Genomic DNA, 26,436 nt, shown 5'->3' with positions numbered 1-26,436 from the left:
GCCGAGACTCCACCGAAAACGGCCCCGGGTTACCCCGGGGCCGTTTCGGTGTGTCAGGACCGCGCAGCGGGTGTCAGGACTTCACGATGGCATCCGACAACGAGCGGTCGAGATGGTCTGCGGCGACGAGCCGTCCGGCCGCGAAGGACAGCACCCACGCGCTGCCCTTGCGATTGCGAGCGGAGGGCAGGGTAATGCCGTCCCGGTCGGCCCACCAATTCAGCAGATCAGGAATCACCTTGCCCTGACTGCACAACACCCGCACCGCGCGATCGGAAACGAGTTCGCGTGCGCGCTCGCGGGCGGCGTCGGGCGCTGCGGCATAACCGGATTCGGAAAACAGCGGCTCGACGGCGATTTTCACACCCAGTTTCTCCGCCAGTGGCGCCACCGTCTGGACACAGCGCACCGGTGGGGCCGAATAGACCTCGGATGCGCCGAACGCCAGCAGATTCGGCGCCAGCGACTGTGCCTGGCCCTGTCCGGCCCGCTCCAGCGGCCGCTCGTCGTCCGGGCCGTTGAACCGGTCCCTGCTGCCCGCCTTCGCGTGCCGCACCAGCAGCAGCGTGCTGGTGGCCGCCGGTAGCCGGGCGAACGCGCGCAATACCTGCCGGTCCATGGGATAGGACAGCTGTTCCATTACCCGGTCGAGCGAGTACCACTTCAGTAGATCGACCTCGGAATTGGCGGCGAATGCACCGCCCGACACCTCGGCCGACCAATAGTCGACGCGCTTGAGTTTGCGATGCCCGGGAATAGGGTAAGTGACATGCCCGAGGTAGCGGCCGAGTCGGCAGTCGAGCCCGGTCTCCTCGCGCACCTCGCGCACCCCGGCGAGGACCGGCGTTTCACCCGGGTCGAGTTTGCCCTTCGGCAAGGACCAGTCCTGGTACTTGGGGCGGTGCACGACGGCGATCTCGACGGCACCGGAACCACCCGGCGCCCTTCGCCACAACACTGCACCAGCGGCATGAATGTTGGCTGTCACTCGGGGATCCCAGAACGGTCCCCCGTCCATTTCGTATCCCGTGGCATCACTCACGGCTGATCTGGTCTCCGCAATCGCATCAGGAACTCTTGGTGGTCTCTCACTTGTTCGCCGTTCTCGCCTGCTCGTTGGGGTCTGGCATGCCAACTGCCATCGGCCTGCAGCACCCAGCACCGTGTCATCGGATGCAGTGCGGAGTCGAACACCGCGCCCATCTGCTCGGTGAGCCGTGGATCCTTCACCTGGGCCATCACCTCGACGCGACGATCGAGGTTGCGGTGCATCATGTCGGCGCTGCCGATCCAGTATTGGTCCTGGGCCTGGAAGTGCATGATCCGCGAATGCTCGAGGAAACGGCCGAGAATCGAGCGAACCTCGATATTGTCACTCATCCCGGGAACGCCGGGGCGCAGCCCGCAGATGCCGCGCACCACGATCTGCACCGGGACGCCTGCCTGCGATGCGCGGTAGAGCGCATCGATCACTTGTTCGTCGACAATCGCATTGGCCTTCAACCGAATTCGCGCCGGAATGCCTTGCTGCGCCAGCTCCGTTTCGCGCTGGATCCGCTCGATGATTCCGGCCCGTACTCCTTGCGGTGCAACAAGTAGGTTGCGGTAGTTGGCCTTTCGCGAGTAACCGGTCAGCGAATTGAACAGGTCGGTCAGATCGGCGCCGATTTCCGGTGCGGCGGTGAGCAATCCGACGTCCTCGTACAGGCGTGCGGTCTTCGGATTGTAATTTCCGGTGCCGATATGGCAATAGCGGCGGATGGTCGCACCCTCACGCCGCACCACCAGACACGTCTTGCAGTGCGTCTTGAGGCCGATCAGGCCGTACACCACGTGCACGCCGGCCTGCTCCAGGGCCCGCGCCCATTTGATGTTGGCCTGCTCGTCGAAGCGAGCCTTGATCTCCACCAGCGCGACGACCTGCTTGCCCGCTTCCGCGGCGTCGATGAGCGCATTCACGATCGGGGAGTCACCGGAGGTGCGGTACAGGGTCTGCTTGATCGCGAGCACCTGCGGATCGGCGGCGGCCTGCTCGATGAAGCGCTGCACACTGGTGGAGAACGAGTCATAGGGGTGGTGCACCAGCACATCGCCCTCGCGCAGCGCCGCGAACACGTTGCGCGGGGTCTCGCGCTCACCGAAGGCGGGCGGGGTGGCGGGCACATATGGCGCGTCTTTGAGGTTCGGCCGGTCGACGCCATAGACCTGCCACAGGCACGACAGATCGAGCAGGCCGGGCACCTGGATGACATCGCCGGCGTCGACCTCGAGCTCACGCAGCAGCAGATCGAGCATGTGCTCGGTCATATCGTCGGAGACCTCGAGTCGCACCGGCGAGCCGAAGCGCCGCCGCGCGAGTTCGCGCTCCAGCGCCTGCAGCAGATCCTCGTCGCGGTCCTCGTCGACCTCGAAATCGGCGTTGCGGGTGATGCGGAACGCGTGGTGCTCGACCACCTTCATGCCGGGGAACAGCAGATCCAGATGCGCCGCGATGAGCCCCTCCATCGGCAGGAATGCCGCGATGAGGGAGCCGGAATCGCTGCGTCGCACCCGGACGAACCGATCGACATTGTCGGGCACCTTCACCCTGGCGAAGTGTTCGCCGCCGGTGGCGGAATCCCGCACCGTCACCGCGAGGTTCAGGCTCAGCCCGCTGATGTAGGGGAACGGGTGCGCCGGGTCCACCGCGAGCGGGGTGAGCACGGGGAAGACCTGTTCTTGGAAGTGGCTCGAGAGGCGCTGGCGCTCATCGTCGTCGAGGTCGGTCCAGCCGATGATCGCGATGCCCTCGGCGGTCAGGGAGGGCAGGACGGAGTCGAGGAAGGCACGGGCGTGCCGGTCGGCGATCTCCTGGGCCCGTGCGGCGATCATCTCCAATTGCTCGGAGGGCGAGCGGCCGTCCGCCGAGCGGACCGAAAGCCCGGTCTCGGCGCGGCGCTTGAGGCCTGCGACGCGGACCATATAGAACTCGTCGAGATTCGAGGCGAAGATCGCCAGGAATTTCGCCCGCTCCAGCAACGGCAGCGACTCGTCTTCGGCAAGGGCGAGCACCCTGGCGTTGAAGTCGAGCCAACTCAGCTCTCGATTCAGGTAGCGATCACGTGGCAACCGATCGGCCGGCGAGTCCTCCGAAGGAGGTGTCGCGGCGGGCGGCGGCGTGGGCAGCAACTGCTGCGACTTGACAGTTTCGGTATCACTCATGCCCGCGCCTCGCTGGCGCTCGGCTCTGACATGCGCGATGCGCGCTCATAGATGTTTCGCTCGCTTCGCTCACTCACGCACACGATCATCCCCTACAAAACCGACCGTGTGCAGCCGGACACCGTGATTGATATGAGCATCACCCTGTTGTGGCGATCATCTAGCACACGTGTCGTACCTGCTCGTGAACGTGACCTGGCCAGCCGATGTCGCACAGGACGGCCCGGGTGGCGTCCCCGGCTCCGAGATCGACGGCGAGATCGAGATCGTCGGCGGTGTCGACGTCCAGCCGCAGCCCCGGCCATTCGCCGCGCAGATCGACTGCGCCCGCGGCGATGTGCCTACGGGCGGAGTCGGGTCCGAAGCGCGGATCGAGTGTGGTGGTGGCGGCGCGGACCAGTAGTGCCGCGGTGCCGGTACCCGCGTGGTCGACGACGATCGAGCGCACGCCCTGCGGCGCGGTCGCCAGCATGTCCGACAGTTCCTCCGGGCGCAAGGCGGGCAGGTCTGCCTGCAGGGCCAGTAGATCGATCGGGCCGTGCCGATGCCGCAGCGCGCTCGCGGCGTCGCTCAGCGCGGTGTTCAGGCCGTCCGGATCGGCGGGATCGATGGCGTCCCGGCGTGGCTCGGGATGCACGGTGGCGCCGAGGGTGCGCGCCAGGTCGGCGACTGCGGGGTCAGGGGTGACGACCGTGACCGAGACGACCTGCGCCGCGGCAGCAGCAGCGGTCACGGTGTCGGCGAGCATGGCGAGCACCAGCCGCGCCCGATGCTCCGGGCGCAGCCGATCGGACAGGCGGCTCTTGGCCCGGTCGAGGCTTTTCACCGCGATCACGGCGTGCACGGCGTGCGGACGCATGCGTCCAATCCTTCCATGGCATATTGGGCAGATGACGAGGGCTGCGGTGCTGGGCGCGGGATCATGGGGGACCGCGTTCGCGAAGGTGTTGGCGGAGGCGGGAACCGAGGTCACGATCTGGGCCAGGCGACCCGAGGTGGCCGAGGCGTTGGCAACCGATCATCGCAATCCGTTCTATCTGCCCGGCGTGCAGCTGCCCGCCGTCGCGGCTACCGACGATCATGTGCGCGCGCTCGCGGGTGCGGAGATCATTGTGCTCGCCGTGCCGTCCCAATCCCTGCGCGGAAATCTCGAGAAGTGGAACGATGCGATCGCGACAGCGGTGTCCGATCACGACGCCTCGTTACTCAGCCTGGCCAAGGGCATCGAAACCGGCACGCTGTTGCGGATGAGCCAGGTGATCGGTGAGGTGACCGGGGCCGAGGCGAGCCGGATTGCGGTGCTGTCGGGTCCGAATCTGGCCAAGGAGATCGCCGCGGGACAGCCGGCGGCCACCGTGATCGCCTGCACCGACGCCGCACGCGCGGTGGCGCTGCAACAGGCCAGCGCGACCGGATACTTCCGTCCGTACACCAACACCGATGTGATCGGCTGTGAGATCGGCGGCGCATGTAAGAACGTGATCGCGCTCGCCTGCGGTATCGCGTCCGGAATGGGATTGGGCGACAATTCGATCGCCAGCCTGATCACCCGCGGGCTCGCCGAGATCATCAGGCTCGGGGTCGCACTCGGCGCCGAACCGGTCACTCTCGCCGGGCTTGCCGGCGTCGGCGACCTGGTCGCGACGTGCACCTCGCCGCTGTCACGCAACCGGTCGTTCGGGCATGTGCTCGGCGCGGGTGGGTCGATGGAGGGCGCGCAGGCAGCCACACATGGGCAGGTCGCCGAGGGTGTGAAGTCGTGCTCATCCATTCGTGCGCTCGCGGTGGCGCACGACGTCGAGATGCCGCTGACGAACGCCGTGCACCAGGTCTGCCACGAGGGCATTTCGGTCAGTGCGGCGGTGGGTACCCTGCTCGGCAGACGGATCAAGCCGGAGTAGTTCCGAGCACCGCGTTGACCTCGGAGGCGTCCGGGCAGAAGGTGGGCGCGGCCGCGGTAACGGGTACGGTTCGGTGCATGACGAACCGGATCAGGGTGGCTGTGGTGTTCGGCGGGCGCAGTAACGAGCACGCCGTCTCGTGTGTGTCGGCCGGCAGTGTGCTGCGCAACCTGGATCCGGAACGGTACGAGGCGGTGCCGGTCGGTATCACCACCGAAGGCAGCTGGGTGCTCGGCAGCTCCGATATCGCCGCCCTCGGGTTCAGCGGCAGCAACGCCCTGCCGTCGGTGGACAGCACCGGCACCGCGCTGACCTTGGCCGCTGACCCGAGCCGGTCCGGCGCACTGGTCGCGCTCGACGATCCCAGCGCCGCATTGGGTTCGGTCGACGTGGTATTCCCGATCCTGCACGGCCCGTTCGGCGAGGACGGCACCCTGCAGGGCATGCTCGAGCTGACCGGCATCCCCTACGTCGGGCCCGGCGTGCTGGCCAGTGCGGCGGGCATGGATAAGGAATTCACCAAGAAACTGCTCGCCGCCGAGGGCCTGCCGATCGGCATCCAGGCGGTGCTGCGGCCCGGCACTGCCACCGTCAGCGAAGCGGACCGGGCGCGACTCGGGCTGCCGGTGTTCGTCAAACCCGCGCGCGGTGGCTCCTCGATCGGCATCACGAAGGTCACCGACTGGAGCGAGCTGGACGCCGCCATAGCGACGGCACGCACGCACGATCCGAAGGTGATCGTGGAGGCGGGCATCGTCGGACGCGAAGTCGAGTGCGGCGTACTGGAATTCCCGGACGGCCGGATCGAGGCGAGCGTGGTCGCCGAGATCCGGATGCCCGACGCCGACGCCGACGCCGACGTACGCGACTTCTACGACTTCGACACCAAATACCTCGACGACGTCTGCGAATTCGACATCCCCGCCAAGCTCGACGACTACGTCTCCGACAGCATCAGGGAACTCGCGGTTCAGGCTTTCCGTGCACTGGACTGCCAGGGCCTGGCCCGCGTCGACTTCTTCGTCACCGCGGACGGCCCCGTGATCAACGAAATCAACACCATGCCCGGCTTCACTTCGATCTCCATGTACCCGCGAATGTGGGAAGCAACCGGAATCGACTATGCCTCACTGGTTTCCACCCTGATCGAAACCGCACTGGCCCGAGGCACCGGCCTGCGATAGCAGCTTGCCCGACCCCACACCCCCTGTCGCCTGACACCCGTCACACAGGGCGCGCAGCTACCACCCCGGGTGTGCGGATGCCATCCGACCAGGTTGTGTCGTAGGACCTACCAGCCGCGAGAACCGCGGGGCTCGGGCAGTAATCGGGACTGTACTCAGTTCGGCAGCGGGCCCGGATCGATCGCTTTTGCCGGGAGATCGGCGGTGATGGCGTCCGAAACTGCTTGCAGCGGTGTCGGGCCCGAGCCGTCGGGGATGGTCAATGCGATGTAGGTTTCGCGGTCGACGGCGAACCAGGTGCTTGCCTTGCTTGCTGGGTCGCGGGCCTCGAACCATTGGACGCCGTTCACGATCTGCAGGGCCGAGGCGCGGTTGAATTCGAGCGGGCGGTCCAGGCCGCAGCGCAGCACGATCGGGTCGCCGCCGTCGCTGCGTTGCCAGGCGCGGGTGGCGGGCGGTGCGGGCTCGACCAGTTGGGACTTGGTGTAGTCGCCCAGCTCGACGGGCAGCACGGGCAGCAGTGTGGTGCACGCGGTGCCGTCGGCGGCGGGTGCGGGGACCGGACCGAGTACCAGCGGTTCGCGCTCGGTCGGCGCATTGCGGGCCAGGACTGCGGCCACCAGGATGGCGACGATCAGCACGACGGGCAGTGCGACGGCGGTGGCGATGAGTGCGGGCGGGTAGGGGCGAGCGTTGGAGGATGATTCGCTGTCGCTGGTCGCGCCCTTGTCGCTGGCTGTCGTGTCGCTCTCGCTGCCCGATGCTGCGTCGGCTTCAACGTTGGCGGCGGTCCGCTCGGGTGTGCCCGCCGAGGCATCGGCTCTGTGCGAGTTGGTCTCGGACGGTTCGGGCTGCGAAGGTTCAACCTGCGACCGGTCAGGGTGCGAGGAATCGGCCTGCGCCGGGTTGGCCTGGGAGGAGTCGGCCTGCGCCACTTCGTCGGTCTGCGAGGAGTCGGCTTGCGCCGGTTCGGTCTGCGCCGGTTCGGTGTGCCAGGAGTCGGCCTGCGACGGTCCGGTCTCCGGCGAGTCGGCCTGCGACGAATTGGTCTCCGACGAATCGGGCTTCGACGAATTCGCCGCCATGTTCACCGGTCCTTCCTAGTCGGGATCGCGCCGGTCGGCGTGCCGCGGGAATGCCCGCCGCGGGTGCTACGCACCGGCCCAGTAGTACTCGATTGCCCTGGAAAGAGTACCGTCGTGGCGATTCCAGCCAGCAGCATGTCGGGAAGGGACCGGTCATCAGCGAGAGCACGGGGCCGAAGACGGTGCGTGAGCTGGGGGAGTTCGCGCTGATCGAGCGGATCAACGCGGGCCGGGTGCAGACGCGTGCGGTGCTGCTGGGACCAGGTGACGATGCCGCGCTGGTCGCGGCGCCGGACGGGCGGTTCGTGGTGACCACCGACATGCTGGTGCAGGGTCGGCATTTTCGGCTCGATTGGTCGAGTCCGTACGACATCGGCCGCAAGGCGATTGCCCAGAACGCCGCCGACGTGGTCGCGATGGGCGCGGTGCCGACCGCATTCGTGGTTGCGCTCGGCTGCCCGGCCGACACCCCGGTCGAGGTGATCGACAGGTTGACCGACGGGATGTGGGCCGAGGCGGCGAGAGCCGGTGGGTCCATCGCGGGCGGCGATCTGGTCCTCAGCCCGGAGATCGTGCTGTCGGTGACCGCGTTCGGTGATCTGCGCGGTCGTGCACCCATCACCAGAGCCGGTGCCCGGGTAGGGGATACGGTCGCGGTGGCGGGCCGCCTCGGCTGGTCGGCGGCGGGCCTCGCCGTGCTGACCACGGCAGTCGATCCGACCATCGAGACCTTTGCCGATGTGGTTGCGGCGCATCGGGTTCCGCAGCCGCCGTATGCCACGGTGCTGGACGCGCTGTCGGACTCCGTCGGTGGGCACGACGCGGGCGAAAGCGGACCCGATGCGCCACCGGAGGACGGAGTGCTCGGGTCGAACCACGAACCGCCGCAGTCCCGTGACGCGGCGGTATTCGGGTCGGGCGTCATCGGATCTGCCGGGCACCGCACCAGGACCGCGCCGAATGCGCTCACCGATGTGTCGGACGGATTGCTCGCCGATCTGGGACACATTGCCGAGGCGTCCAGGGTCGCCATCGATCTGCACTCCGCCGCATTGCGGGACACCGCGCTCGAGGAAATCGCCCGACAGCTGGATGCCGATGCGGCGCAATGGATTATGACCGGCGGCGAAGACCACGCCTTCGTCGCCACCTGGCCGCAGGAGCGGTTTCTGCCCGCCGGCTGGGTGCCGATCGGGCGGGTGCTGGCAGGTCACGGCGTCACCGTCGACGGTGCGCCGCGGCCGGGCGCGGGAGGCTGGGAATCGTTCAGCGGGGCGGACTCGGCATCCGACGCCGCGACCGGATAGGTTGTCCGGTCATGGGCGCGAAACCATTGACGGAAATCATGGATCCGGGTTGGGCGCAGGCTCTCGGACCGGTGGAGGAACAGATCTCCGCCATGGGCGAATTCCTGCGTGCCGAGAACGCTGCGGGGCGTGGCTATCTACCGGCGGGCGAGAACGTGCTGCGCGCCTTCCAGCGTCCGTTCGACGCAGTGCGGGTGCTCGTCGTCGGCCAGGACCCCTATCCGACGCCCGGGCACGCGATGGGGCTGAGTTTCTCTGTCGCGCCGGATGTTTCGCCGGTGCCGCGCAGCCTGGCCAATATTTTCTCGGAGTACACCAAGGACCTCGGTCACCCGACACCGTCCTGTGGTGACCTGAGCCCCTGGTCGGATCAGGGTGTGCTGATGTTGAACCGAGTGCTGACGGTGTCCCCGGGCCAACCCGCCTCCCATCGCGGCAAGGGCTGGGAGGCGGTGACCGAGCAGGCGATCCACGCGCTGGTTGCGCGCGACGAGCCGCTGGTCGCGATTCTGTGGGGCAAGGACGCCTCGACGCTGAAGCCGACGCTGGCCGAGGCCGAGGTGCCCTACATCGAGTCCGCGCATCCGTCTCCGCTGTCCGCGTCTCGCGGATTCTTCGGTTCCCGCCCGTTTTCCCGAGTGAACGAACTGCTCGACGAACTGGGCGCCGAACCGGTGGACTGGCGCCTGCCCTGATTGCGGGCGCTGACGAGGAAAACAAGTGAGGAGCTCTTTTATGCAGACCAGAACTGTCCGCGGCGCACTGCGCGGCACCATCGCCACCCTGGCCCTCTGTGCGGCCTTGGCAGGCGGGACTGCGGCGGCAAGTGCGGCGGCGTTGGCGCTCGAGCCCGCCGCCGCCGCCGTGGACACCACCGCGGCGCCCGTCGGCGAGGAAATGACCTCTACCGGCTCTTCCACCATCTCCTCCTCGGTGAACGCCACGGTCGCGTGCTTGCTCCAGCGCACACTGAGCGCATCGGGCAAGTGGGACTGCTGAGGTCCATTCACCGGGGCTCGATCAACCCCTCGGATTAACTGTGCGATCCTCGGATCGTGAGTAATGCGAACAATCTTCTCGATCCGGTCCGGCTGCGGCTGCGCGGGTCGGGTGGAATCGAGCTGGCCGCCGACCGGTTCGGCCCGGCCGACGGTCCGCTCGTCCTGTTCCTCCATGGTGGCGGGCAGACCAGGCACTCGTGGAAGCAGACGGGTGCGAAGCTGGCCGCCGCCGGGATGCAGGTCGTCACTCTGGACGCGCGCGGCCACGGCGACAGCCAGTGGGCGCCCGACAGCGATTACCGGCGCGAAACGATGGTCGCTGACCTGGTTTCGGTGCTGGAGCAGTTGGGCGCCCCGGCTGTAGTCGTGGGTGCGAGCATGGGCGGGATCACCGGACTGTTGACGACCGCGGTCCCCGGTGGCGCGGCGATCAGCGCGCTCGTCCTCGTCGATATTGTCACCCGCCCCGAGCATGACGGGGTCGCGCGGGTGATCGACTTCCTCGGCAAGCACCGCGACGGTTTCGACACTGTCGAGCAGGCATCCGACGCGGTTGCCGAATACATGCCACACCGTCCGCGGCCCAAGAGTTCCGACGGGCTGCTGCGGAATCTGCGTGAGCGTGACGGTCGCTGGTACTGGCACTGGGATCCCGACATGCTGAAGAATCGCGTCGAGGATGCTAGTGACATGACCGACGAGATGGAAGCCGCTGCGCGCGTACTGACCATCCCGGTCTTGCTCGTGCGGGGCATGCAGTCGGATGTGGTCAGTGCCGAGGGCGCGGCCGCTTTTCAGGATTTGGTGCCACACGCCCAGCTGGTCGAGATCGGTGGTGCGGCGCACACGGCCGCCGGTGACGACAATGATGCCTTCACCGACGCCGTCGCGAAATTCGTCTTGGCGTCAACGCCCTAGCCCGGCCCGGCGCTACACGTAATTGGGCTTGCGCTTCTCGACGAACGCGTCGACGCCTTCCCTCCCGGCGGGGCCGTTGGCGGCCGCGGTGATGGCATCGCGTTCGTAGTCGAGCTGCTCGCTCAGCGTCGCCGAAGACGATTGCACCAGAAGTGATTTGATGCTCGCATAGGTCGATCGCGGTCCGCGGGAGAGGCTGCGAGCCAGGCTCAGTGCCTCGTCGCGCACGTCGTCGTCGGCAACCACGCGACTGAGGATGCCGAGGCGCACGGCAGTTTCGGCGTCGATAACCGCATCGGTGAGCAGGATTTCGCGAGCCCGCCCCGCGCCGACGATGCGCGGCAGCGTCCACGACATGCCGCCGTCCGGGCTCAGTCCGATACCGGGGTAGGCCGGCCGCAGTTTGGTGCTCGGGCCGCCGAGCGCGATGTCGGCAAGGCAGACCAGGCTCATCCCGGCGCCCGCCGCCCAGCCCTGGACCCCAGCGACCACCGGCACCACCGTCTCGTCGAGCGCGCGGACGAATTCGTGCAGATCCGTTGCGAGCCCGTGGATATGCGCAGCGCGATCCTCGGCCGCCGCGAAGCCGCGCACATTGCCGCCCGCGCAGAAATTCGCACCGGTTCCGGTCAACAGCACCGCACCCACATCGGAACCGAGGGTCCGCAAGGCAGCCGAACCCGCGGCGATGCCCGCGAAATCCATGGAGGTGCCGTTGGCCGAGGTGGCGATGGTGATCTGCAGCACGCCGTCGACAGTGGTGACGTACTCGGTCTCGGTGGAGGAGGTCATGACTGCACACTATCGTGCGGAAAGCGCACCATCCGAACCTCGAACGAGGGCGTGAACGCTTCGACCCGGCGTGTGCCGTCGAGTTCGAAGCCGTGCTTGCGGTAGAAGCGCTGCGCGCGCGGGTTTTCCTCGAACACCCACAGCGAGCATGGTGTCTGCGGGTCGAGAACCGTGTGAATCAGCTCGTGCGCGACGCCGGTGCCGTACCACGGGGACCGGACATACAGCGCATTCAATTCGGTTGCGGGCACCGGAGGCCGGTCGCGGGTCGGGCCTGCGCTGACGAAGCCGATCACCTCGTCGTCGACGAGCGCAACGTGGGTATGTCCCAGGTATGCGATCCGATTGCGTTCCCACTGTGCCGTCCGTCGTTCGACGTCGAAGGCGGCGAGCACGTGTGCAGGCACTAGGTCCTGGTAGGCCTCGCGCCAGCAGGCGATGTGGCACTCGGCCAGGCTGCGGGTGTGTTCGGCGGCGAGCGGGACGATCTGCCACGGGGTCATGATCACCATGGTCGCCGAACGACCCTATCGATGACTACGCCCCGGATCACCCAAAGGGTGCCGGGGCGTGTGTCGGTATGGTGCGGCTGAATCAGCCGCGGGCGACCTTGCCGGCCTTGAGGCAGGAGGTGCACACGTTCATGCGGCGGGTGTTACCCGGCGCAACCTGGGCGCGAACGGTCTGGATGTTCGGGTTCCAGCGACGGTTGGTACGCCGGTGCGAGTGCGAGACCGACTTCCCGAAGCCGGGGCCCTTGGCGCAGACGTCGCAGACGGCAGCCATAGTCGCGAACTCCTTCATGTCATGTGGGGACTGCTGCATTGCGGCAGCATGTCCGGAAACAATGTCAAATGCCTTGCCGACTGATGTCGGCCAGCGCAAACCGGCGACGGCCGCGCGAGGCAACCCTGCAAGATTAGCTGCCGGGCCCCCGATCCGCCAAACCGGGCGGCCGGAGCACGCACGGCAACCACCGTCGGGCGCTGCCCAGTCTAGTGATTCGGTGTCCCGAATCCGCTGTCGGTATCGCCCGCTAACCTGGCGTGCGGGTGGTACGCGGGTCACGCAGTGCGGTGGCCGATCGCGGTATCGACGAGGTGGAGAGAGGTGAAGGTGCCCGGAGTGCGGGACACGATGAGCGATGGCCGGACCTTCGTCCGCCCGAGTGCTCTGGACGGCACAGCGCTACTGCGCTGGGGTCGGGTCTGCCTCGCGGGTCTGGAGCGACGCCGCGAGGAGATCAACGCGCTCAATGTCTTCCCGATCGCCGATTCCGACACCGGCACCAACATGCTGGCAACCATGCGCGCGGCAATGCAGGCCGCCGATGCCGCGGTGGTTTCCGCGCATTCGTATCGCGCGCCGGGCAGCGCGGTATCCGCTCACGATGTGGCCGCCGCGATGGCGCGTGGGGCGACACTCGGGGCCCGCGGCAATTCCGGAATCATCCTCTCGCAGGTGCTGCGCGGCATCGCGGAAGCGGTGCACGGCGGACCGCTCACGGGACGCACGCTGCGCGAGGCTTTGGCGCGGGCCTCCGCTCTGGTGCGCGAGGGGCTCAGCGTCCCGGTCGAGGGCACGATTCTCACGGTGCTGGATTGCGCGGCCGGTTGTGCCGCGTCCTGTTCGAATCCCGCTCTTGCCGAGGTGGCGGTGGCGGCGGCCGATGGAGCCGCCGAGGCGCTCGGCGCCACGCCCTCGCAGCTCGGGGTGTTGCGCGAGGCCGGGGTGGTCGATGCCGGTGCGCGCGGACTTGTGGTGCTGCTCGACAGTTTGGTCTCGGTCACGTTGGGGGAGACGCCTGCGAGGCCGGAGTACGTTCGCGGTGAAATCGGCGGCCTGTCCGGCGTGGACGTGCCCGACGTCGCCGAGCCAGGGCCGCATTTCGAAGTGATGTATGTGCTCACCGAGACCGACGAGCGGCAGGTCGTCCGCTTGCGTGCGGCGCTGGCCGAGTTGGGGGACTCCGTCGTTGTGGTCGGTGACGGCGGTGGGTCGTGGTCGGCGCATGTGCACTGCGCGGATGCAGGCGCGGCTGTCGAGGCGGGCCTGGTCGCAGGCACCTTGAGCGCCATCAGGATCGAAAGTTTCGCGATCACCGCACAGGTCGGCCATACGCATGCCGACATTGCCGCGGGTGTCGACGGCGTCGCGCATGCTGTCGCACCGGTCGCCCACGCTGGACTCGTCGCCGACACCGTTGGAAACCGTGGAGTTGTTCCAGACGGTGGAGTTGCCCGGGATCGCGCAGTTGCTCGGGACGGCGCGGTTGTTCGCGACGATGGCGCTCGGCACGCCGCGATCGATGCGCGCGGCGGTCTGAACGCACGCGGTGAGCCGGCGGACCGCGGGGTGCTCGCTGTTGCGGCGGGAGCGGGAGCCGCCGCGCTGTTCGAGGCCGCGGGCGCGGTGGTGCTCGGCGGTGACGGCCCGGTCACCAGCGCCGCACTGCTCGCCGCGATCCGGCGGCTGCCCAACCGTGAGGTGCTGGTGCTGCCCAATGGCGCGCTGCCCGCACACGAATTGGTTGCCGTCGGCGTTGCGGCCCGTGACGCACACCGTGACGTGCTGCTGCTGCCGAGCGGATCCATGGTGCAGGGACTGGCGGCGCTGGCCGTGCACGATCGTGGCCGGATCGCGGTCGACGACGCCTTCGCGATGTCCGAGGCGGCCGCGGCCACCCGCTGGGGGTCGCTGCGCGCGGCCACCGGCCGCGCGCTCACCATGGTCGGCACCTGTGAATCCGGTGACGGGCTCGGGTTGGTCGGTCACGACGTGGTGGTGATCGATCGGGATGTACGGACAGCGGGACTGACCCTGCTCGACCGGATGCTGGGTTTCGGCGGTGACCTGGTCACCCTGCTGATGGGCCGGTCGGCGCCCGCCGGGCTCGCCGACGAACTGGCCGCGCACATCGTCGAGGGCTTCCCCGGCATCGAGGTCACCGTGTATTCCGGTGGGCAGCAAGGAGATCTGGTGCAGATAGGGGTGGAATAGATCCATGGCGACATTGAGCGACCGGCTCGACCACCTGCTCGGCGTGAAGGCGGCCGAGCCGCTGGCCGACGCGTTCGACATGCATACGGTCGAGGACCTGCTGCGGCACTACCCGCTGCGGTATGCGACCCAGGGCCAGCCCCTCACGCAGGAAGAGCCCGAGGAGGGCGCGCATATCACCGTCATCGGCCGGGTGACCAAAACCGAACTGCGGCCGATGAAGAACCGCAGGGGCAGGCTGCTCAAGGTCGTCCTCGACACCGGCTCGGTGCGTCCGATCGAGATCACCTTCTTCAACGGTGACAAGGTGAGTTACCTTGTCCGCGAAGGAGTCCGGGCGATGATGTCGGGCACCGTGCACTGGTGGCGGCCGGACCGGTGGAATCTTTCGCATCCCGATTATCTGATCCTGCCGGAGAAGGAAGACGGCTCGGTCGAGAACCTGACCTCGGTGCGCGGCGGCGGTGCGCTGCGCGGTCTGGCGCAGAGCGCGAAAGGCGCTGGGGGTGTGGATGTCTCCTTCTTCGAACGGGAATATATTCCGGTGTATCCTGCGACCGCGAAGGTGCAGAGCTGGGATCTGCTCGCCTGTGTCCGGCAGGTGCTCGATCAGCTGGACCCGATCGACGATCCGTTGCCGACCGACCTGCGCGCGGATCGCGGGCTGCTGAAGGTGTCCGAAGCGCTGCGGCTGATTCATCTGCCGGAGAGCAAGACCGACATCGAGCAGGCAAGGGAGCGTTTGCGTTTCGATGAGGCGCTGGCATTGCAGCTGGTGCTCGCCGAACGTCGGCACGAGGTGGAGGGACGCGCGGCGCGGCCGTGCCCGCCACGATCCGACGGCATTGCCGCGGTCTTCGACACCCGCCTGCCATTCGAACTGACCGAAGGGCAGCGGCAGGTGATCTCGGAGATCTCCGTTGACCTCTCGCGTACCCATCCCATGCACCGTTTGCTGCAGGGCGAGGTGGGTTCGGGCAAGACGATTGTCGCGCTGCACGCAATGCTGCAGGTGGTCGACGCGGGCCAGCAGTGCGCGCTGCTCGCGCCGACGGAAGTGCTTGCCGCTCAGCACTATCGGTCATTGCGCGCGATGCTCGGCGACCTCGGGACCGCGGGCGAGCTCGGCGCGGCGGAGCAGTCCACCAAGGTCGTGCTGGTCACCGGTTCGATGTCGGCGGGCACGAAGAAGGCCGCGCTGCTCGACGCGGTCACCGGCGAGGCCGGCATCGTGATCGGCACCCACGCGTTGATCCAGGACGCCGTGGAGTTCTTCGATCTCGGCATGGTGGTGGTCGACGAACAGCACCGCTTCGGCGTCGAGCAGCGGGATGCTTTGCGCGCCAAGGCGAAAGCCGGCTCCAGTCCGCACCTGCTGGTGATGACCGCGACGCCGATTCCGCGCACCATCGCCATGACCACACTCGGTGATCTGGAGACCTCCACTCTCACCCAACTGCCGAGGGGACGTTCCCCGATCACCTCGAAGGTGGTGCCGCGCAAGCAGCATCCGAGCTGGGTCGATCGGGCCTGGGAACGGATCCTCGAAGAGGTCGCGGCCGGTCGGCAGGCCTATGTTGTCTGTTCCCGGATCGGTGACGACGAGGACGCCGCCCGCGCGGGCAAGTCCCGCAACGGCCGGTCGAAATCCGGCGACAAGCCCGAACCCGAGAAGGAGGGCCCGACGACGCAGGCCGCCGTCGAGGTGTTCGACACGCTGCGCGCCGGCCCGCTGTCGGGCGTCCGCGTCGGCCTGCTGCACGGCAGGCTGCCGTCGGATGAAAAAGACCAGGTGATGCGTGCTTTCAACGACGGTGACATCGATGTCCTCGTCTGCACCACCGTCGTCGAGGTCGGCGTCGACGTCCCGAATGCCACCGTGATGGTTATTCTCGATGCGGACCGATTCGGCGTCAGCCAGCTGCACCAGCTGCGCGGCCGTATCGGCCGCGGCAAACATGCCGGTCTCTGCCTGCTCGTCACCGACGCCAACCCTGGCGGCACCGCCATGGCACGGCTGAATGCGGTGTCGGCCACCACCGACGGCTTCGAACTCGCCGTCCTCGACCTACGCCAACGCCGCGAAGGCGACGTCCTCGGCGCTGCCCAATCCGGCACCGCCCGCTCCTTGCGACTGCTCTCGCTGCTCGACGACCTCGAAGTCATTACCGCCGCACAGGATTTGGCCAGGAAAGTAGTGGCGGCCGATCCCGGCCTGGCAAAGCACCCGGGCCTGGCAGGCATGATGCACGCCGCGGTCGATGGCGAGCGCATCGAATACCTCGCGAAATCCTGATCGGCCCCACTCTGAGCGGTGGCCGCACCGAACTCCCTGAAATCTCCATGCTCCGAAACGGTTTCGGCCGAACAGTGTGGGGTGCGACCGGCCGTCAGCGCGCCGAGCGAGGATACGGGAGGTCTGTGCTGGTGTGTTCGGTGACTGCAAGGGGGCTACCGATATTGGGGAAGGCCCGCTGGGGACAAGAGGGGCGTTCACAGACCTTGCAGCCCGCGCCGATCGGTACCCCGGTGGTGGGGTCGTCGAGGTCGAGGCCGGTCGAATACACCAGGCGGTCGGCGTATTCGATATCGCAGCCGAGCCCGATCGCGAAGTTCTTTGTGGACGTACCGAATCCGTGCGGCGCGGTCATGGTGGTGCGGGCGATCCACAGGTAGCGGCGACCGTCGGGCATCACGGAGATCTGCCTCGAGACGCGGCCCGGGCTGGCGAACGCCTCGTGCACCACCCACAGCGGACAGCTGCCGCCGACTCTGGAGAAATGGAATGCGGTGGCGGACTGACGTTTCGAGATATTGCCGGCGCGGTCGGTGCGGACAAGGAAGAACGGTACGCCGCGTTGACCCTGGCGCTGCAGGGTGCTCAGCCGGTGGCAGATCGTTTCGAAACCGACCTCGAATCGCAGGCTGAGCAGGTCGATATCGTAGTGCAGCTCCTCGGCCGAGCGCAGGAACCGGCCGTAGGGCAGCACCAATGCGCCGGCGAAGTAGTTGGCGAGTCCGATGCGTGCGAGCGCGCGGGATTCGCCGGTCAGCGAGGGGGTTTCGGCCAGCACCGCGTCCAGCTCTTTCCCGAAGAGCAAGAATCCGAGCGTGGTGGCGATCTGGAAGGCACGCTGCCCGGGTCGCAGCCGTCGAGCCAGCGTCAGTGTGCGGCTTTCCGGGTCGTAGTGCCGTTTCGGGATCGACGGGTCGGCGCCGTCGCCGCGCACGAGAACCGTTACACCCGCGCGCTCTTCGGCCACTCTGGCGAGTTGCCGATCGAGCGAGCCGATGGTCATGCCGCATTCCTCGAAGAGCTGTTCGGCAGCATGATCGAGTTGCGGAATGTGATTGTGGTGGTCGTAGAAGAAGTCGCGCACATCCTCATAGGGCATGGGTGTGCCCGGCGTGCCGGTCGGGGCGGCCACCCGCGCCGAGAGTAGGTCGAGCTGGTCGGTCGCGGCGCGCAATCGCCGGTGCATCGAGACGACGATCCTGGCCACCTCGGGTAGCCGGGTCGCCAGTTCCTCCACCTCGGTCAGCGGCGCGCTGTCGCCGCCCGCGGCATCGACCAGCACTTCGTGCAGGTCGGAGACCAGCCGCGCGTCCGAGTCGGCGGCGAAGAACTGCACGTCGAGGTCGAAGGTGGAGTTGAGTTTCAGCAGTACCGGGATGGTGAGTGGTCGCTGGTCACGCTCGAGTTGGTTGAGGTAGCTGGGCGATAGATCGAGCGACTTCGCCAGGGCTGCCTGGGTCATTCGCCGTTCTTCGCGCAACCGCCGTAGTCGGGCGCCCGCGTACATCTTGCGCACGTGCAAGATGGTAGCGGCCGGAATTCGCAAACATCGCAAAATGTGCAAATCTCGCCCGCAAAATTCTGCTGTTGCAAGGTGTTCTGGATCGAATCGGTTCTGCGTAGCGTGCGAAGTGATACCGAACCGGAGAATGCATGAAGACCCACACTGTACGCGCACGCAGCGCCGCCGAGGACTTTCCGCGCTCGGAACACCTTGCCACCAAGATTGCCGAGGTCGCCACCGACCCGGTCGAGGTGACCGCCGAGGTGACCGAGATGATCGTGAACCGGCTCATCGACAACGCGGCGGTCGCCGCGGCTTCACTGCTCCGCCGTCCCGTCACCAGTGCCCGTCTGCAGGCGACCGCACAGCCGTACACCCCGCGACCGGGGCGGTGGGGAGCCGCTGTGTTCGGCGTTCCCACAGCGCACCGGGCGTCGCCGGAGTGGGCGGCGTGGGCGAACGGAGTTGCGGTGCGCGAACTCGACTTTCACGACACCTTTCTGGCCGCCGAGTACTCGCACCCCGGCGACAACATCCCGCCGATCCTCGCGATCGCACAGCACACCGGCCGCTCCGGCGCCGAGCTGATACGCGGCTTGGCGACCGGCTACGAAATCCAGATCGACCTGGTGCGGGGAATCTGCCTGCACGAGCACAAGATCGATCATGTGGCGCATCTCGGCCCGTCGGCTGCCGCGGGGATCGGCACGCTGCTCGGACTGGACGCCGAGACGATCTATCAGGCGATCGGGCAAGCCCTGCACACCACGACCGCCACCCGCCAGTCACGCAAGGGCGAGATCTCGAGTTGGAAGGCCTACGCGCCCGCCTTCGCAGGGAAAATGGCGGTGGAGGCCATCGACCGGGCGATGCGCGGCGAGGGCGCGCCCGCACCGATCTGGGAGGGCGCAGATGGTGTCATCGCCTGGCTGCTCGGTGGCCCGGATGTCGAATACCTGGTGCCGCTGCCGGGGCCGGGTGAGGCCAAGCGCGCGATTCTGGACAGCTACACCAAGGAGCATTCGGCCGAGTACCAGAGTCAGGCGCCCATCGACCTGGCCCGCCGAATGCGCGGCCGCATCGGCGATCTCGATCAGATCGCCTCGATCGTGCTGCACACCAGCCATCACACCCATGTGGTGATCGGGACCGGCTCCGGTGATCCACAGAAGTTCGATCCGCAGGCCAGTCGGGAGACCCTCGATCACTCGGTGCCCTACATCTTCGCGGTCGCGCTGCAGGACGGCGCCTGGCATCACGCGCGCTCCTACGAATCCGAGCGCGCGCAGCGGCCCGACACCGTCGCGCTGTGGCGCAAGATCTCCACCACCGAGGACTCGGAGTGGACGCGCCGATATCACGCCACCGATCCGAACGAAAAGGCGTTCGGGGCACGGGCTGTAGTGACTCTGAAGAGCGGCGAGACCATCGTCGACGAACTCGCCGTCGCCGATGCGCACCCGTTCGGTGCGCGGCCGTTCGCCCGCGAGCAATACATCACCAAGTTCCGGTCGCTGGCCGAGGGCGTGCTGACCGCAATCGAGCAGGATCGCTTCCTCGACGCCGTGCAGCGGACCCCGGAACTGGCGGCGGGTGAACTGGATCAGCTGACGTTCACTGTCTCCGACGCCGTGCTCGACCGTGCGCCTGCGACCGGCGAGGGGATCTTCTGATGTCCATGATCACCGCTGCCGCGTCGATAGCACCATCAATACCCCCAGACCAGCGCCTGCGCGGCGATCACGTTCTCGCCGTTGTAAGTAACGGCGGGCGGACCCTGCAACCGATAGCCCTGATCGAGCAGGTCGCTGACCCGCTCACAGAATGCCGCGTCGTCGACGCCGGTGATCAGTCGGTAGCGCAGGGGTTGATCGTCGGTCATACCGCCAGCCTAAAGCGGTGTGCGCGATGAGCGGGCCGATTGCCGCCGCGACGAGCGCGGGACAGAAGCGTGTCGCCCTGCGCGCGGGTCTCGGGTCCGACCGTATCCAGCGGTGGCCCGGCGCTTTCAATCCGTTGGTGGCCAAGCTGATCCAGGAGATCGGCTTCGAAGGCGTCTATGTGTCGGGCGCGGTGATGTCGGCGGAGCTCGGCTTGCCGGACATCGGTCTGACCACCCTGACCGAGGTGACCGCGCGCGGCAGGCAGATCGCCTCGGTCACCGATCTGCCGGTGCTGATCGATGCCGACACCGGCTTCGGTGAGCCGATGAACGCCGCGCGCACCGTCACGCTACTGGAGGACGCCGGGCTGGCGGGCTGTCACATCGAAGACCAAGTCAATCCCAAACGCTGCGGCCATCTCGACGGCAAAGCGGTTGTCGCCGCGGACGAGATGGTCCGCAGGATCCGCGCGGCCGTCGCGGCCCGCCGCGACCCGAACTTCGTCATCTGTGCGCGCACCGACGCGCGCGGCATCGAGGGACTGGACGCGGCCATCGAACGGGCTAGCGCATATGCGGATGCCGGGGCTGACCTGATCTTCACCGAGGCGCTGGCCGATGCCGCCGAATTCGCGAAATTCCGTGCGGCGGTGAATGTTCCGCTACTCGCCAATATGACCGAGTTCGGCAAATCGGAATTGCTCTCGGCCGGGGCGCTGGAAGACCTCGGCTACAACGCCGTGATCTATCCCGTCACCACGCTGCGCCTCGCAATGTTTGCGGTGGAACAGGGTTTGCGTGAAATCGCGGCCACCGGAACACAATCCGATCTGGTCGGGCGGATGCAGCATCGAGCGCGGCTTTATGAATTGCTCGAATATCAGAAGTACAACGACTTCGATTCCGGAATCTTCAATTTCACCGTGAGCGAGTGATCGACATGACCGAGATCAAGAAGGGCCTGGCCGGAGTGGTTGTCGACACCACAACCATCTCCAAGGTGGTGCCCGAGACCAACTCATTGACCTACCGCGGCTATGCGGTGCAGGATCTGGCGCGGCACTGCGGCTTCGAGGAGGTCGCTTACCTGCTCTGGTACGGCGAACTGCCCGACGCTGCCCAGCTCCAACTGCTCAGCCAGCGCGAACGCGCACAGCGGCGGATAGATCGTTCGATCCTGTCCCTGATCGAGAAGATGCCGGAATCGTGCCATCCGATGGATGTGGTGCGGACGGTGGTCAGTTACCTGGGCGCGGAAGATCCGGAGGAGAACCTCGGCGATGCGCCTGCGCAGCGGGCGCTGCTGGCCAAGGCGCTGCGGTTGACCGCGGTGCTGCCGACGGTGATCGCCGCGGACATGCGCCGCCGCCGTGGGCTGGATCCCATTGCGCCGCATTCCCAGCTCGGGTTCGCCGAGAACTTCCTGAATATGTGCTTCGGGCGGGTTCCCGACCCGCGCATTGTCCGTGCTTTCGAAATCTCACTGATTTTGTATGCGGAGCACAGTTTCAACGCCTCGACGTTCGCCGCCCGGGTCGTCACCTCCACCCGATCGGACATCTACAGCGCGATCACCGCGGCCATCGGTGCGCTCAAAGGTCCGCTGTACGGTGGCGCCAACGAGGCTGTCATGCAGGCGATGCTGGAAATAGGTGACCCCGAGCTGGCAGCGGCATGGTTGCGCGCCAAGCTCTCCGGCAAACAGAAGGTGATGGGTTTCGGGCACCGGGTCTACAAGAACGGCGACTCCAGGGTGCCCACTATGCGCGCCGCCCTGGAACTGGTGGCGGAGGTGGCCGGCGGTCAGCGTTGGCTGCGCATGTACACCGAACTGGAGTGCGCGATGGCCGAGGCCACCGGCATCAAACCCAACCTGGACTTCCCGGCGGGACCGGCCTACTACCTGATGGGTTTCGATATCGAGATGTTCACGCCGATTTTCGTGATGAGCCGTATCACCGGGTGGACTGCACACATTGCCGAGCAGTCGGCAGCCAACGCTCTCATTCGACCGCTGTCGCTCTACACCGGCGTACCGCAGCGGGAGTTGCTCATCGGGAGTGGAGTACGCCGGTAGGTGCGCGGGGACGATCTCTCCGAACCGCATCCCAACCAAGCAAGCGTTTGGTGTAATCGGGGAGATCGAACCGAGTGATGCGGCACGGCCGTGTCGCGCGAGAAAGCGAGTGAGTCGAATGTCGAGTCCCGACGAGATCGTCAGTGCCATGTGCAGGAGCTGGTCGGATCCCGACCCGGACAAGATCAGCGCCTTCTTCGCCGAAGACGCCGTCTACCACAACATCCCGATGGAGCCGATTCACGGGCGCACGGCCATCCGCGACTTCATCGCAGGCTTCCTCACCACCTTCGACGCCATCGACTTCGACATTCACCATCAGGTCGTCAACGGCAACGTGGTCATGAACGAGCGCACCGATACGTTGCGTGGCAACGGCCGCGACACACCGCTCCCGGTGATGGGCGTCTTCGAGGTGACCGACGGTGCCATTACCGCCTGGCGCGACTACTTCGATATGGCAGCCATCAACAAGGCGTTCGGCTTGTAGATTCGACGTCGAGACCGGCAGCCCGACGATGGGCTGCCGTTTCGACCGATCAGTGCGGGTCTGCGGCGCGCGGAGACGCCGCGGGCAACTCGAAATGCCGGGCGAAAGCCTCATCGATCAGTTCCGAAGCGGCGCGGGTGACGATGAGCCGTGCGATGGCCAGATCGGTCTCGAGCCTGGCGCGATCCTTCGGCGTCCGTTCGGACTGCTCATAGGTTTGCCCGGCCAGTCGGTAGAACAGTTCCGTGGCATACCGGTCGGCGATCCGATCGCAGTCCGCGCGGAGTCGCTCGACCAGATGGAAGGTGTCTGTCGCAGGTAATCCGGAGTCGGCGAGTCGGGTGGCCAGATCACAGGCCCGCGGGTTCGTGAGCCGATAGGCCTCGAGCGGGTCGTCGCTGGTGGCGAGGGCCTGCTTCGCGTACTCGGGAAGGTCGGGATAGCTGTCTTCGGGCTGCGGTTCCGCTGAAGCGGTCGGTTCCGGGCTGTCCTGACTGCTGACGCCGAGGACGTCGGCAAGCCCGTCGCCACGATCCCAGGCCTCCAACAGCTCGCGGATCCCATTGAGCTTCATGCCGCGACCCAGCAGGCGGCTGATCGTCTGCAGCCGGTCGAGATGGTCCGACCCGTAGTAACCGATCCGCCCGCGCACCTCGGGGGAGGGCAGCAACCCTCGTTCGTGATACACGCGGACACTGCGCACGGTGGTGTCGGCTGCCCGTGCCAGTTCGTCGATTGTGAAGTGTGATTCTGCAGCCATGTTTACCAGGAAACCATAATCGGGGCCCCCTCGAAAATGGACCGTTCAATAACGCGCCGTCAAAAAACGGTATCGCAGGGTTGCCACCGTGTCAACGTGCCGTTACTTAGTGGCGCAAAGTCTTGCCTGTAGGGCCAATGGCGCGCTAACGTGCGTCTACCAGCTCTCGCGGCTGGGTTCCGGGGACTGTCGAGCAGCCCTGATGACATTCCGATCCATGGGACACGCCTCCTGTCGGCGTGCCCTCGGCATCCCCGGAGATGGCTATGAGCATTACGCGTATCGCGCCGCGGGCGACGGTAACCCCTGCGCCGGCGAAGATCTCACCGATCAAGACCAAGTCGACCCAGCGCCCACCCTGCGCGGACGGGCCCGACGATTGGGACATGGATGCCGGTAACCCGGACTCCTGGCGAGCGGCGGTTCGGACCTGTCTGGCCTGCCCGTTGCTAGCGCAATGCAAGGAGACAGTGCAGGCGCTCGTCGAGCGCGGTGACGGCCCCCGCGCGATGATCTGGGCGGGCGTCGCCTACGACAACTCCGGCAGCATCGTCGAGAACTTGGAGCGACACCGGGCGACTCCGATCAATCACAACCGGCCGATGCAGATCATTCGCAACGGGCCGCGGCCGCTGCGGTCCGCGCCGGCACTCGCTGCGCCGCGACGGCACATCGTGCTCGGTCGGCCGTTGAAGTCCACCGGAACCGACGGTCTGTGACTATGCTGCGTGAACCTTATTGGCAGCGAGACTCTTCTGGTGGTTGGTGACTCATGACGGTTCTGGCAGTCGAGATCAGCGCTTCACGGTTTGCTGCGAGTCGTATCGCCGACGATGTCGAGTTCGGGGACATCCAGCAGATTCCGATACCTGCTCGTGGTGCGTGGGCCCGGTGCAAGGAGCTGCTAATAGAGGTAGCAGCGGGCGAGACGGTCACCCGGATCGGCATCTCCTCGTCCGGGCCGATCGATATGGAGGCCGGGGTAGTCGCGCCTGCTGACGTTCAGGAATGGCGGGCCGGATTCGCCATCGTCGACGCGATGCGGGATCTGTTTCCCTCCGCCCTGGTTCAGCTCGGCCTCGACGGGGTGTGTCTCGCACTGGCCGAACGGAACCTCGGCGCTACGAAAGAAGTGCTGGATTCGCTAGTGGTTTCGGTATCCGACCGTGTCAGCGGTGGGGTCACGGTCGGCGGATTCGTCATGGTTGGGCGGACCGGCAACGGCGGACACTTCGGACATGTACTTGTCCCCGGTTTCGATGAGCCTTGTGAATGTGGCGGGCGCGGCTGCCTGGAGCCGATTGCTGGCGGAATAGCTGCGGTGCGTTGGGCGCGCAGGCAAGGTTGGGCAGGGACATCGCTCGCAACCCTGGTCGAAGCGGCCCGCGCGGGCGAGGACATCCCAGCTGCGGCGCTCGGACGGGCAGGTGCAGCGCTGGGCCGAGCAATCGCCTCGGTGGCCGCGCTGCTCGACATCGACCTCGTCGTCGTCGGCGGTCTGGTCGCCGAAGCTGGTCCGGCGCTGTGGAAACCGCTGGGCGAGGCTGTCGCCACACACGCCCGGCTCAGCTTCCTGACCGGGCTGCGGGTTGTTCCGTCCGAGCTTCGTGATGTGGGTTTTTTGGCGGGGGCCGGAATCCTTGCGGTGACAGCGCAGGGCTGATCTCAACCGCCGCTGTAATTCGCTAGAAATTAGCTATCGGCAACGGCTGGTTCAACTGTTGATTGCGCCGCTAAACAACGGTACATTGCCTAAGTCACATGATGTCTCGTATGGGTCAGGAGATCTGGCCCATCTGGGTCGTCGAATCTGGACGAACGGCTGGTACTGACAATGCGATGTGAAGTGACGCAGTGATTCCGTGGTTAACGGTCGAGACTTTGGCGCCGGATGTCATGACGGTGGCCTCGGTCGGCGATGCGCCGCGAGACTTCGCGGGTTGGCAGCGGGCCCTGCAGCGTTCGCTGTCGAAGATGCCCGCGCTCTACGACAAGCTGACGACCGCGACGATTACCGAAGCCGTTCAGACGGCTCGTGACCACGCCGAAGACATCGACATGGCGATACCGACGGGCGCCGGTCCATACCAACTCCTGATGCGACCGGTGTTCGGTCCGGCGGGGGATGTGCACGCGGTCCGGCTGTGGCTCGGACCCGTCTCGGAGCAGGTGCCCGAACTGCGTCCTGCGGTCGGCGCCATCTGGGACCTCGGCAGTCAGACCATCGAACAGCCGAGCGGTATCACGCGGCTGCCCGGCATCGCGGCCGAACAATACGCGCCGAGAATGTCCATCGCTGAATTGTTCCACCGGATCTCGACTTTCGATCGGCACGCCGAGGTGCTCGACCTACTCTACGACCCCAAGCCCGGCGACAAGCTGCAATTCGACGTAGCCGTCGCTTATGGCGCGGCACGTCCCGGGCAGTGGCGGATCACCATCCGCGCCCGCGACGACGACCGGACACGGGGCGCGTGGTGGTTGATCGAGGACATCACGTCGGACAATGCCCCATCGGCCTGGCCGACGCTGGAGCGCGTCGGGTTACGCGAAGCTCACCGCCGTGCCGGAACGCATCTCGCTGTCGTCCAGCTGGAGCACACCAGCATTTCGCACTGGCTCACGGATCCGGCGCCCTGGATTAGGTGGGACTATCTGTTTCGACCTGTGGATGTGTTCCATCCCGACGATCGTGCGCGGTTGGTCGAGCTCGGCAGTCAACTCTGGTCGGGAGACTCCGTAGGTGTCACCGTGCGTGCGCTCGACTACGGCGGTGGTTACACGCCGACGGCGTTGCTGCTGTATCCGTATCCCGGGTACTCGAGTCGACAGCTGGCCATCGCTCAGCTAGTTAGGGTCGGGCACAACGTCCCGCTGATGGAGCCGCATCGTCAGGCGATGGAACCGGGTCAGCGGAGTACGCCGATCGGTTACGACGATCAGCTGCGCAACTGGCTGAGTGGTCGGATGAACAGGAGCCCGGCATGATGCCCCGTTATTCCCACTGCTGGGAACGTGGCGACAGTTGGGATCGCCTG

At 66.6% G+C, this 26,436-nt stretch carries 24 protein-coding genes and 1 pseudogene; 15 read left to right on the top strand and 10 right to left on the bottom strand.

Annotated elements, in window-relative coordinates; all coding sequences use genetic code 11:
- Nucleotides 1-73 precede the first annotated feature (73 nt).
- The 3 genes from OHA42_RS32945 to cofC form a co-directional block, all read right to left on the bottom strand.
- Nucleotides 74-1,018 (bottom strand): NUDIX domain-containing protein, encoded by a 945-nt coding sequence (locus OHA42_RS32945; RefSeq protein WP_406239784.1) that lies wholly within the window; start codon nt 1,016-1,018, stop codon nt 74-76.
- 20 nt (nt 1,019-1,038) lie between these two features.
- Entirely contained in the window at nt 1,039-3,201 is a 2,163-nt protein-coding gene (locus OHA42_RS32940; RefSeq protein ID WP_406231730.1) for an RNA degradosome polyphosphate kinase, read from the bottom strand.
- A gap of 160 nt (nt 3,202-3,361) precedes the next feature.
- A complete protein-coding gene (gene cofC / locus OHA42_RS32935; RefSeq protein ID WP_406231728.1) occupies nt 3,362-4,060 on the bottom strand; it encodes a 2-phospho-L-lactate guanylyltransferase in 699 nt (232 codons plus the stop codon).
- A gap of 31 nt (nt 4,061-4,091) precedes the next feature.
- Here cofC and OHA42_RS32930 point away from each other — a divergent pair, with 31 nt between their 5' ends.
- Complete coding sequence (locus OHA42_RS32930; protein WP_406231726.1) at nt 4,092-5,102, top strand: NAD(P)H-dependent glycerol-3-phosphate dehydrogenase; 1,011 nt, start codon at nt 4,092-4,094, stop codon at nt 5,100-5,102.
- Between the two features lie 77 nt (nt 5,103-5,179).
- The gene (locus tag OHA42_RS32925; protein WP_406231724.1) at nt 5,180-6,286 is read left to right on the top strand and encodes a D-alanine--D-alanine ligase family protein; all 1,107 of its coding nucleotides are present in this window, start codon (nt 5,180-5,182) and stop codon (nt 6,284-6,286) included.
- 155 nt (nt 6,287-6,441) lie between these two features.
- Here the strand turns inward: OHA42_RS32925 and OHA42_RS32920 are convergent.
- Nucleotides 6,442-6,987: pseudogene (locus OHA42_RS32920) on the bottom strand (DUF3515 domain-containing protein); the annotation flags it as partial.
- Between the two features lie 566 nt (nt 6,988-7,553).
- On the opposite strand from OHA42_RS32920, the gene thiL reads away from it, so the two are divergent.
- From thiL to OHA42_RS32900, 4 genes are read left to right on the top strand one after another with little or no spacing between them, the layout of a single operon-like run.
- Complete coding sequence (gene thiL, locus OHA42_RS32915; RefSeq protein ID WP_406239782.1) at nt 7,554-8,678, top strand: thiamine-phosphate kinase; 1,125 nt, start codon at nt 7,554-7,556, stop codon at nt 8,676-8,678.
- An 11-nt stretch (nt 8,679-8,689) separates the two neighbouring features.
- The gene (locus OHA42_RS32910) at nt 8,690-9,373 is read left to right on the top strand and encodes a uracil-DNA glycosylase (protein ID WP_406231722.1); all 684 of its coding nucleotides are present in this window, start codon (nt 8,690-8,692) and stop codon (nt 9,371-9,373) included.
- Nucleotides 9,374-9,413: 40 nt separating this feature from the next.
- Nucleotides 9,414-9,677, top strand: a complete 264-nt coding sequence (locus OHA42_RS32905) for a hypothetical protein (protein WP_406231720.1) — start codon at nt 9,414-9,416, stop codon at nt 9,675-9,677.
- A 56-nt stretch (nt 9,678-9,733) separates the two neighbouring features.
- On the top strand, nt 9,734-10,597 hold the full coding sequence (locus OHA42_RS32900; RefSeq protein WP_406231718.1) for an alpha/beta fold hydrolase: 864 nt from the start codon (nt 9,734-9,736) through the stop codon (nt 10,595-10,597).
- Between the two features lie 12 nt (nt 10,598-10,609).
- Here the strand turns inward: OHA42_RS32900 and OHA42_RS32895 are convergent, their stop codons facing one another.
- The 3 genes from OHA42_RS32895 to rpmB all read right to left on the bottom strand — a co-directional run bounded on the left by OHA42_RS32895 (nt 10,610) and on the right by rpmB (nt 12,175).
- Nucleotides 10,610-11,389, bottom strand: a complete 780-nt coding sequence (locus OHA42_RS32895) for an enoyl-CoA hydratase/isomerase family protein (RefSeq protein WP_406231716.1) — start codon at nt 11,387-11,389, stop codon at nt 10,610-10,612.
- On the bottom strand, nt 11,386-11,892 hold the full coding sequence (locus OHA42_RS32890) for a GNAT family N-acetyltransferase (protein WP_406231714.1): 507 nt from the start codon (nt 11,890-11,892) through the stop codon (nt 11,386-11,388). Before OHA42_RS32890 ends, OHA42_RS32895 begins: the two co-directional genes overlap by 4 nt.
- Before the next feature lie 91 nt (nt 11,893-11,983).
- On the bottom strand, nt 11,984-12,175 hold the full coding sequence (rpmB, locus tag OHA42_RS32885; RefSeq protein ID WP_039799620.1) for a 50S ribosomal protein L28: 192 nt from the start codon (nt 12,173-12,175) through the stop codon (nt 11,984-11,986).
- A gap of 351 nt (nt 12,176-12,526) precedes the next feature.
- Between rpmB and OHA42_RS32880 the strand changes: the two genes are divergently transcribed.
- Nucleotides 12,527-14,389 carry a DAK2 domain-containing protein gene (locus OHA42_RS32880; protein WP_406239780.1) on the top strand — a complete coding sequence of 621 codons (1,863 nt, stop codon included), beginning with the start codon at nt 12,527-12,529 and terminating at the stop codon, nt 14,387-14,389.
- A 4-nt stretch (nt 14,390-14,393) separates the two neighbouring features.
- Nucleotides 14,394-16,685: an ATP-dependent DNA helicase RecG gene (recG, locus tag OHA42_RS32875; RefSeq protein WP_406231712.1), complete on the top strand. Its 2,292-nt coding sequence runs from the start codon at nt 14,394-14,396 to the stop codon at nt 16,683-16,685.
- 94 nt (nt 16,686-16,779) lie between these two features.
- Here the strand turns inward: recG and OHA42_RS32870 are convergent, their stop codons facing one another.
- Nucleotides 16,780-18,201, bottom strand: coding sequence for a short-chain fatty acyl-CoA regulator family protein (locus tag OHA42_RS32870; RefSeq protein ID WP_328404229.1), 1,422 nt, complete (start codon nt 18,199-18,201; stop codon nt 16,780-16,782).
- A 137-nt stretch (nt 18,202-18,338) separates the two neighbouring features.
- Between OHA42_RS32870 and prpD the strand changes: the two genes are divergently transcribed.
- Complete coding sequence (prpD, locus tag OHA42_RS32865; RefSeq protein ID WP_406231710.1) at nt 18,339-19,862, top strand: 2-methylcitrate dehydratase PrpD; 1,524 nt, start codon at nt 18,339-18,341, stop codon at nt 19,860-19,862.
- Nucleotides 19,863-19,897: 35 nt separating this feature from the next.
- Here the strand turns inward: prpD and OHA42_RS32860 are convergent, their stop codons facing one another.
- The gene (locus tag OHA42_RS32860) at nt 19,898-20,071 is read right to left on the bottom strand and encodes a DUF1737 domain-containing protein (RefSeq protein ID WP_328404225.1); all 174 of its coding nucleotides are present in this window, start codon (nt 20,069-20,071) and stop codon (nt 19,898-19,900) included.
- 26 nt (nt 20,072-20,097) lie between these two features.
- Between OHA42_RS32860 and prpB the strand changes: the two genes are divergently transcribed.
- From prpB to OHA42_RS32845, 3 genes are all read left to right on the top strand, one after another.
- Complete coding sequence (gene prpB, locus OHA42_RS32855) at nt 20,098-21,006, top strand: methylisocitrate lyase (protein ID WP_406231707.1); 909 nt, start codon at nt 20,098-20,100, stop codon at nt 21,004-21,006.
- Nucleotides 21,007-21,011: 5 nt separating this feature from the next.
- A complete protein-coding gene (locus tag OHA42_RS32850) occupies nt 21,012-22,148 on the top strand; it encodes a bifunctional 2-methylcitrate synthase/citrate synthase (protein WP_406239778.1) in 1,137 nt (378 codons plus the stop codon).
- A gap of 118 nt (nt 22,149-22,266) precedes the next feature.
- Complete coding sequence (locus OHA42_RS32845; protein ID WP_406231705.1) at nt 22,267-22,638, top strand: nuclear transport factor 2 family protein; 372 nt, start codon at nt 22,267-22,269, stop codon at nt 22,636-22,638.
- 49 nt (nt 22,639-22,687) lie between these two features.
- Here OHA42_RS32845 and OHA42_RS32840 read toward each other — a convergent pair whose 3' ends face one another.
- Nucleotides 22,688-23,398, bottom strand: a complete 711-nt coding sequence (locus OHA42_RS32840) for a MerR family transcriptional regulator (RefSeq protein WP_406231703.1) — start codon at nt 23,396-23,398, stop codon at nt 22,688-22,690.
- A gap of 266 nt (nt 23,399-23,664) precedes the next feature.
- On the opposite strand from OHA42_RS32840, the gene OHA42_RS32835 reads away from it, so the two are divergent.
- The 3 genes from OHA42_RS32835 (at nt 23,665) to OHA42_RS32825 (ending at nt 26,386) form a co-directional block, all read left to right on the top strand.
- Nucleotides 23,665-24,117, top strand: coding sequence for a hypothetical protein (locus tag OHA42_RS32835; RefSeq protein WP_406231701.1), 453 nt, complete (start codon nt 23,665-23,667; stop codon nt 24,115-24,117).
- A gap of 53 nt (nt 24,118-24,170) precedes the next feature.
- Entirely contained in the window at nt 24,171-25,061 is an 891-nt protein-coding gene (locus OHA42_RS32830; RefSeq protein WP_406231699.1) for an ROK family protein, read from the top strand.
- A gap of 191 nt (nt 25,062-25,252) precedes the next feature.
- The gene (locus OHA42_RS32825; RefSeq protein ID WP_406231697.1) at nt 25,253-26,386 is read left to right on the top strand and encodes a GAF domain-containing protein; all 1,134 of its coding nucleotides are present in this window, start codon (nt 25,253-25,255) and stop codon (nt 26,384-26,386) included.
- Nucleotides 26,387-26,436: the final 50 nt, after the last annotated feature.

This window comes from Nocardia sp. NBC_01009 (assembly GCF_045208035.1).
GTDB lineage: Bacteria > Actinomycetota > Actinomycetes > Mycobacteriales > Mycobacteriaceae > Nocardia.
This window is presented reverse-complemented; position numbering and strand designations above follow the sequence as displayed.

Bases quoted from the DNA above. Each gene is read 5' to 3' on its own strand.
- OHA42_RS32905 (WP_406231720.1), top strand. From the start codon at position 9,414: ATGCAGACCAGAACTGTCCGCGGCGCACTGCGCGGCACCATCGCCACC.
- OHA42_RS32880 (WP_406239780.1), top strand. From the start codon at position 12,527: ATGAGCGATGGCCGGACCTTCGTCCGCCCGAGTGCTCTGGACGGCACA.
- OHA42_RS32840 (WP_406231703.1), bottom strand. From the start codon at position 23,398: ATGGCTGCAGAATCACACTTCACAATCGACGAACTGGCACGGGCAGCC.
- rpmB (WP_039799620.1), bottom strand. From the start codon at position 12,175: ATGGCTGCCGTCTGCGACGTCTGCGCCAAGGGCCCCGGCTTCGGGAAG.
- OHA42_RS32925 (WP_406231724.1), top strand. From the start codon at position 5,180: ATGACGAACCGGATCAGGGTGGCTGTGGTGTTCGGCGGGCGCAGTAAC.
- prpB (WP_406231707.1), top strand. From the start codon at position 20,098: ATGAGCGGGCCGATTGCCGCCGCGACGAGCGCGGGACAGAAGCGTGTC.
- OHA42_RS32830 (WP_406231699.1), top strand. From the start codon at position 24,171: ATGACGGTTCTGGCAGTCGAGATCAGCGCTTCACGGTTTGCTGCGAGT.
- prpD (WP_406231710.1), top strand. From the start codon at position 18,339: ATGAAGACCCACACTGTACGCGCACGCAGCGCCGCCGAGGACTTTCCG.
- cofC (WP_406231728.1), bottom strand. From the start codon at position 4,060: ATGCGTCCGCACGCCGTGCACGCCGTGATCGCGGTGAAAAGCCTCGAC.
- OHA42_RS32895 (WP_406231716.1), bottom strand. From the start codon at position 11,389: ATGACCTCCTCCACCGAGACCGAGTACGTCACCACTGTCGACGGCGTG.
- OHA42_RS32850 (WP_406239778.1), top strand. From the start codon at position 21,012: ATGACCGAGATCAAGAAGGGCCTGGCCGGAGTGGTTGTCGACACCACA.
- OHA42_RS32835 (WP_406231701.1), top strand. From the start codon at position 23,665: ATGAGCATTACGCGTATCGCGCCGCGGGCGACGGTAACCCCTGCGCCG.
- OHA42_RS32945 (WP_406239784.1), bottom strand. From the start codon at position 1,018: ATGGACGGGGGACCGTTCTGGGATCCCCGAGTGACAGCCAACATTCAT.
- OHA42_RS32845 (WP_406231705.1), top strand. From the start codon at position 22,267: ATGTCGAGTCCCGACGAGATCGTCAGTGCCATGTGCAGGAGCTGGTCG.
- OHA42_RS32890 (WP_406231714.1), bottom strand. From the start codon at position 11,892: ATGACCCCGTGGCAGATCGTCCCGCTCGCCGCCGAACACACCCGCAGC.
- OHA42_RS32940 (WP_406231730.1), bottom strand. From the start codon at position 3,201: ATGAGTGATACCGAAACTGTCAAGTCGCAGCAGTTGCTGCCCACGCCG.
- OHA42_RS32860 (WP_328404225.1), bottom strand. From the start codon at position 20,071: ATGACCGACGATCAACCCCTGCGCTACCGACTGATCACCGGCGTCGAC.
- OHA42_RS32910 (WP_406231722.1), top strand. From the start codon at position 8,690: ATGGGCGCGAAACCATTGACGGAAATCATGGATCCGGGTTGGGCGCAG.
- recG (WP_406231712.1), top strand. From the start codon at position 14,394: ATGGCGACATTGAGCGACCGGCTCGACCACCTGCTCGGCGTGAAGGCG.
- OHA42_RS32930 (WP_406231726.1), top strand. From the start codon at position 4,092: ATGACGAGGGCTGCGGTGCTGGGCGCGGGATCATGGGGGACCGCGTTC.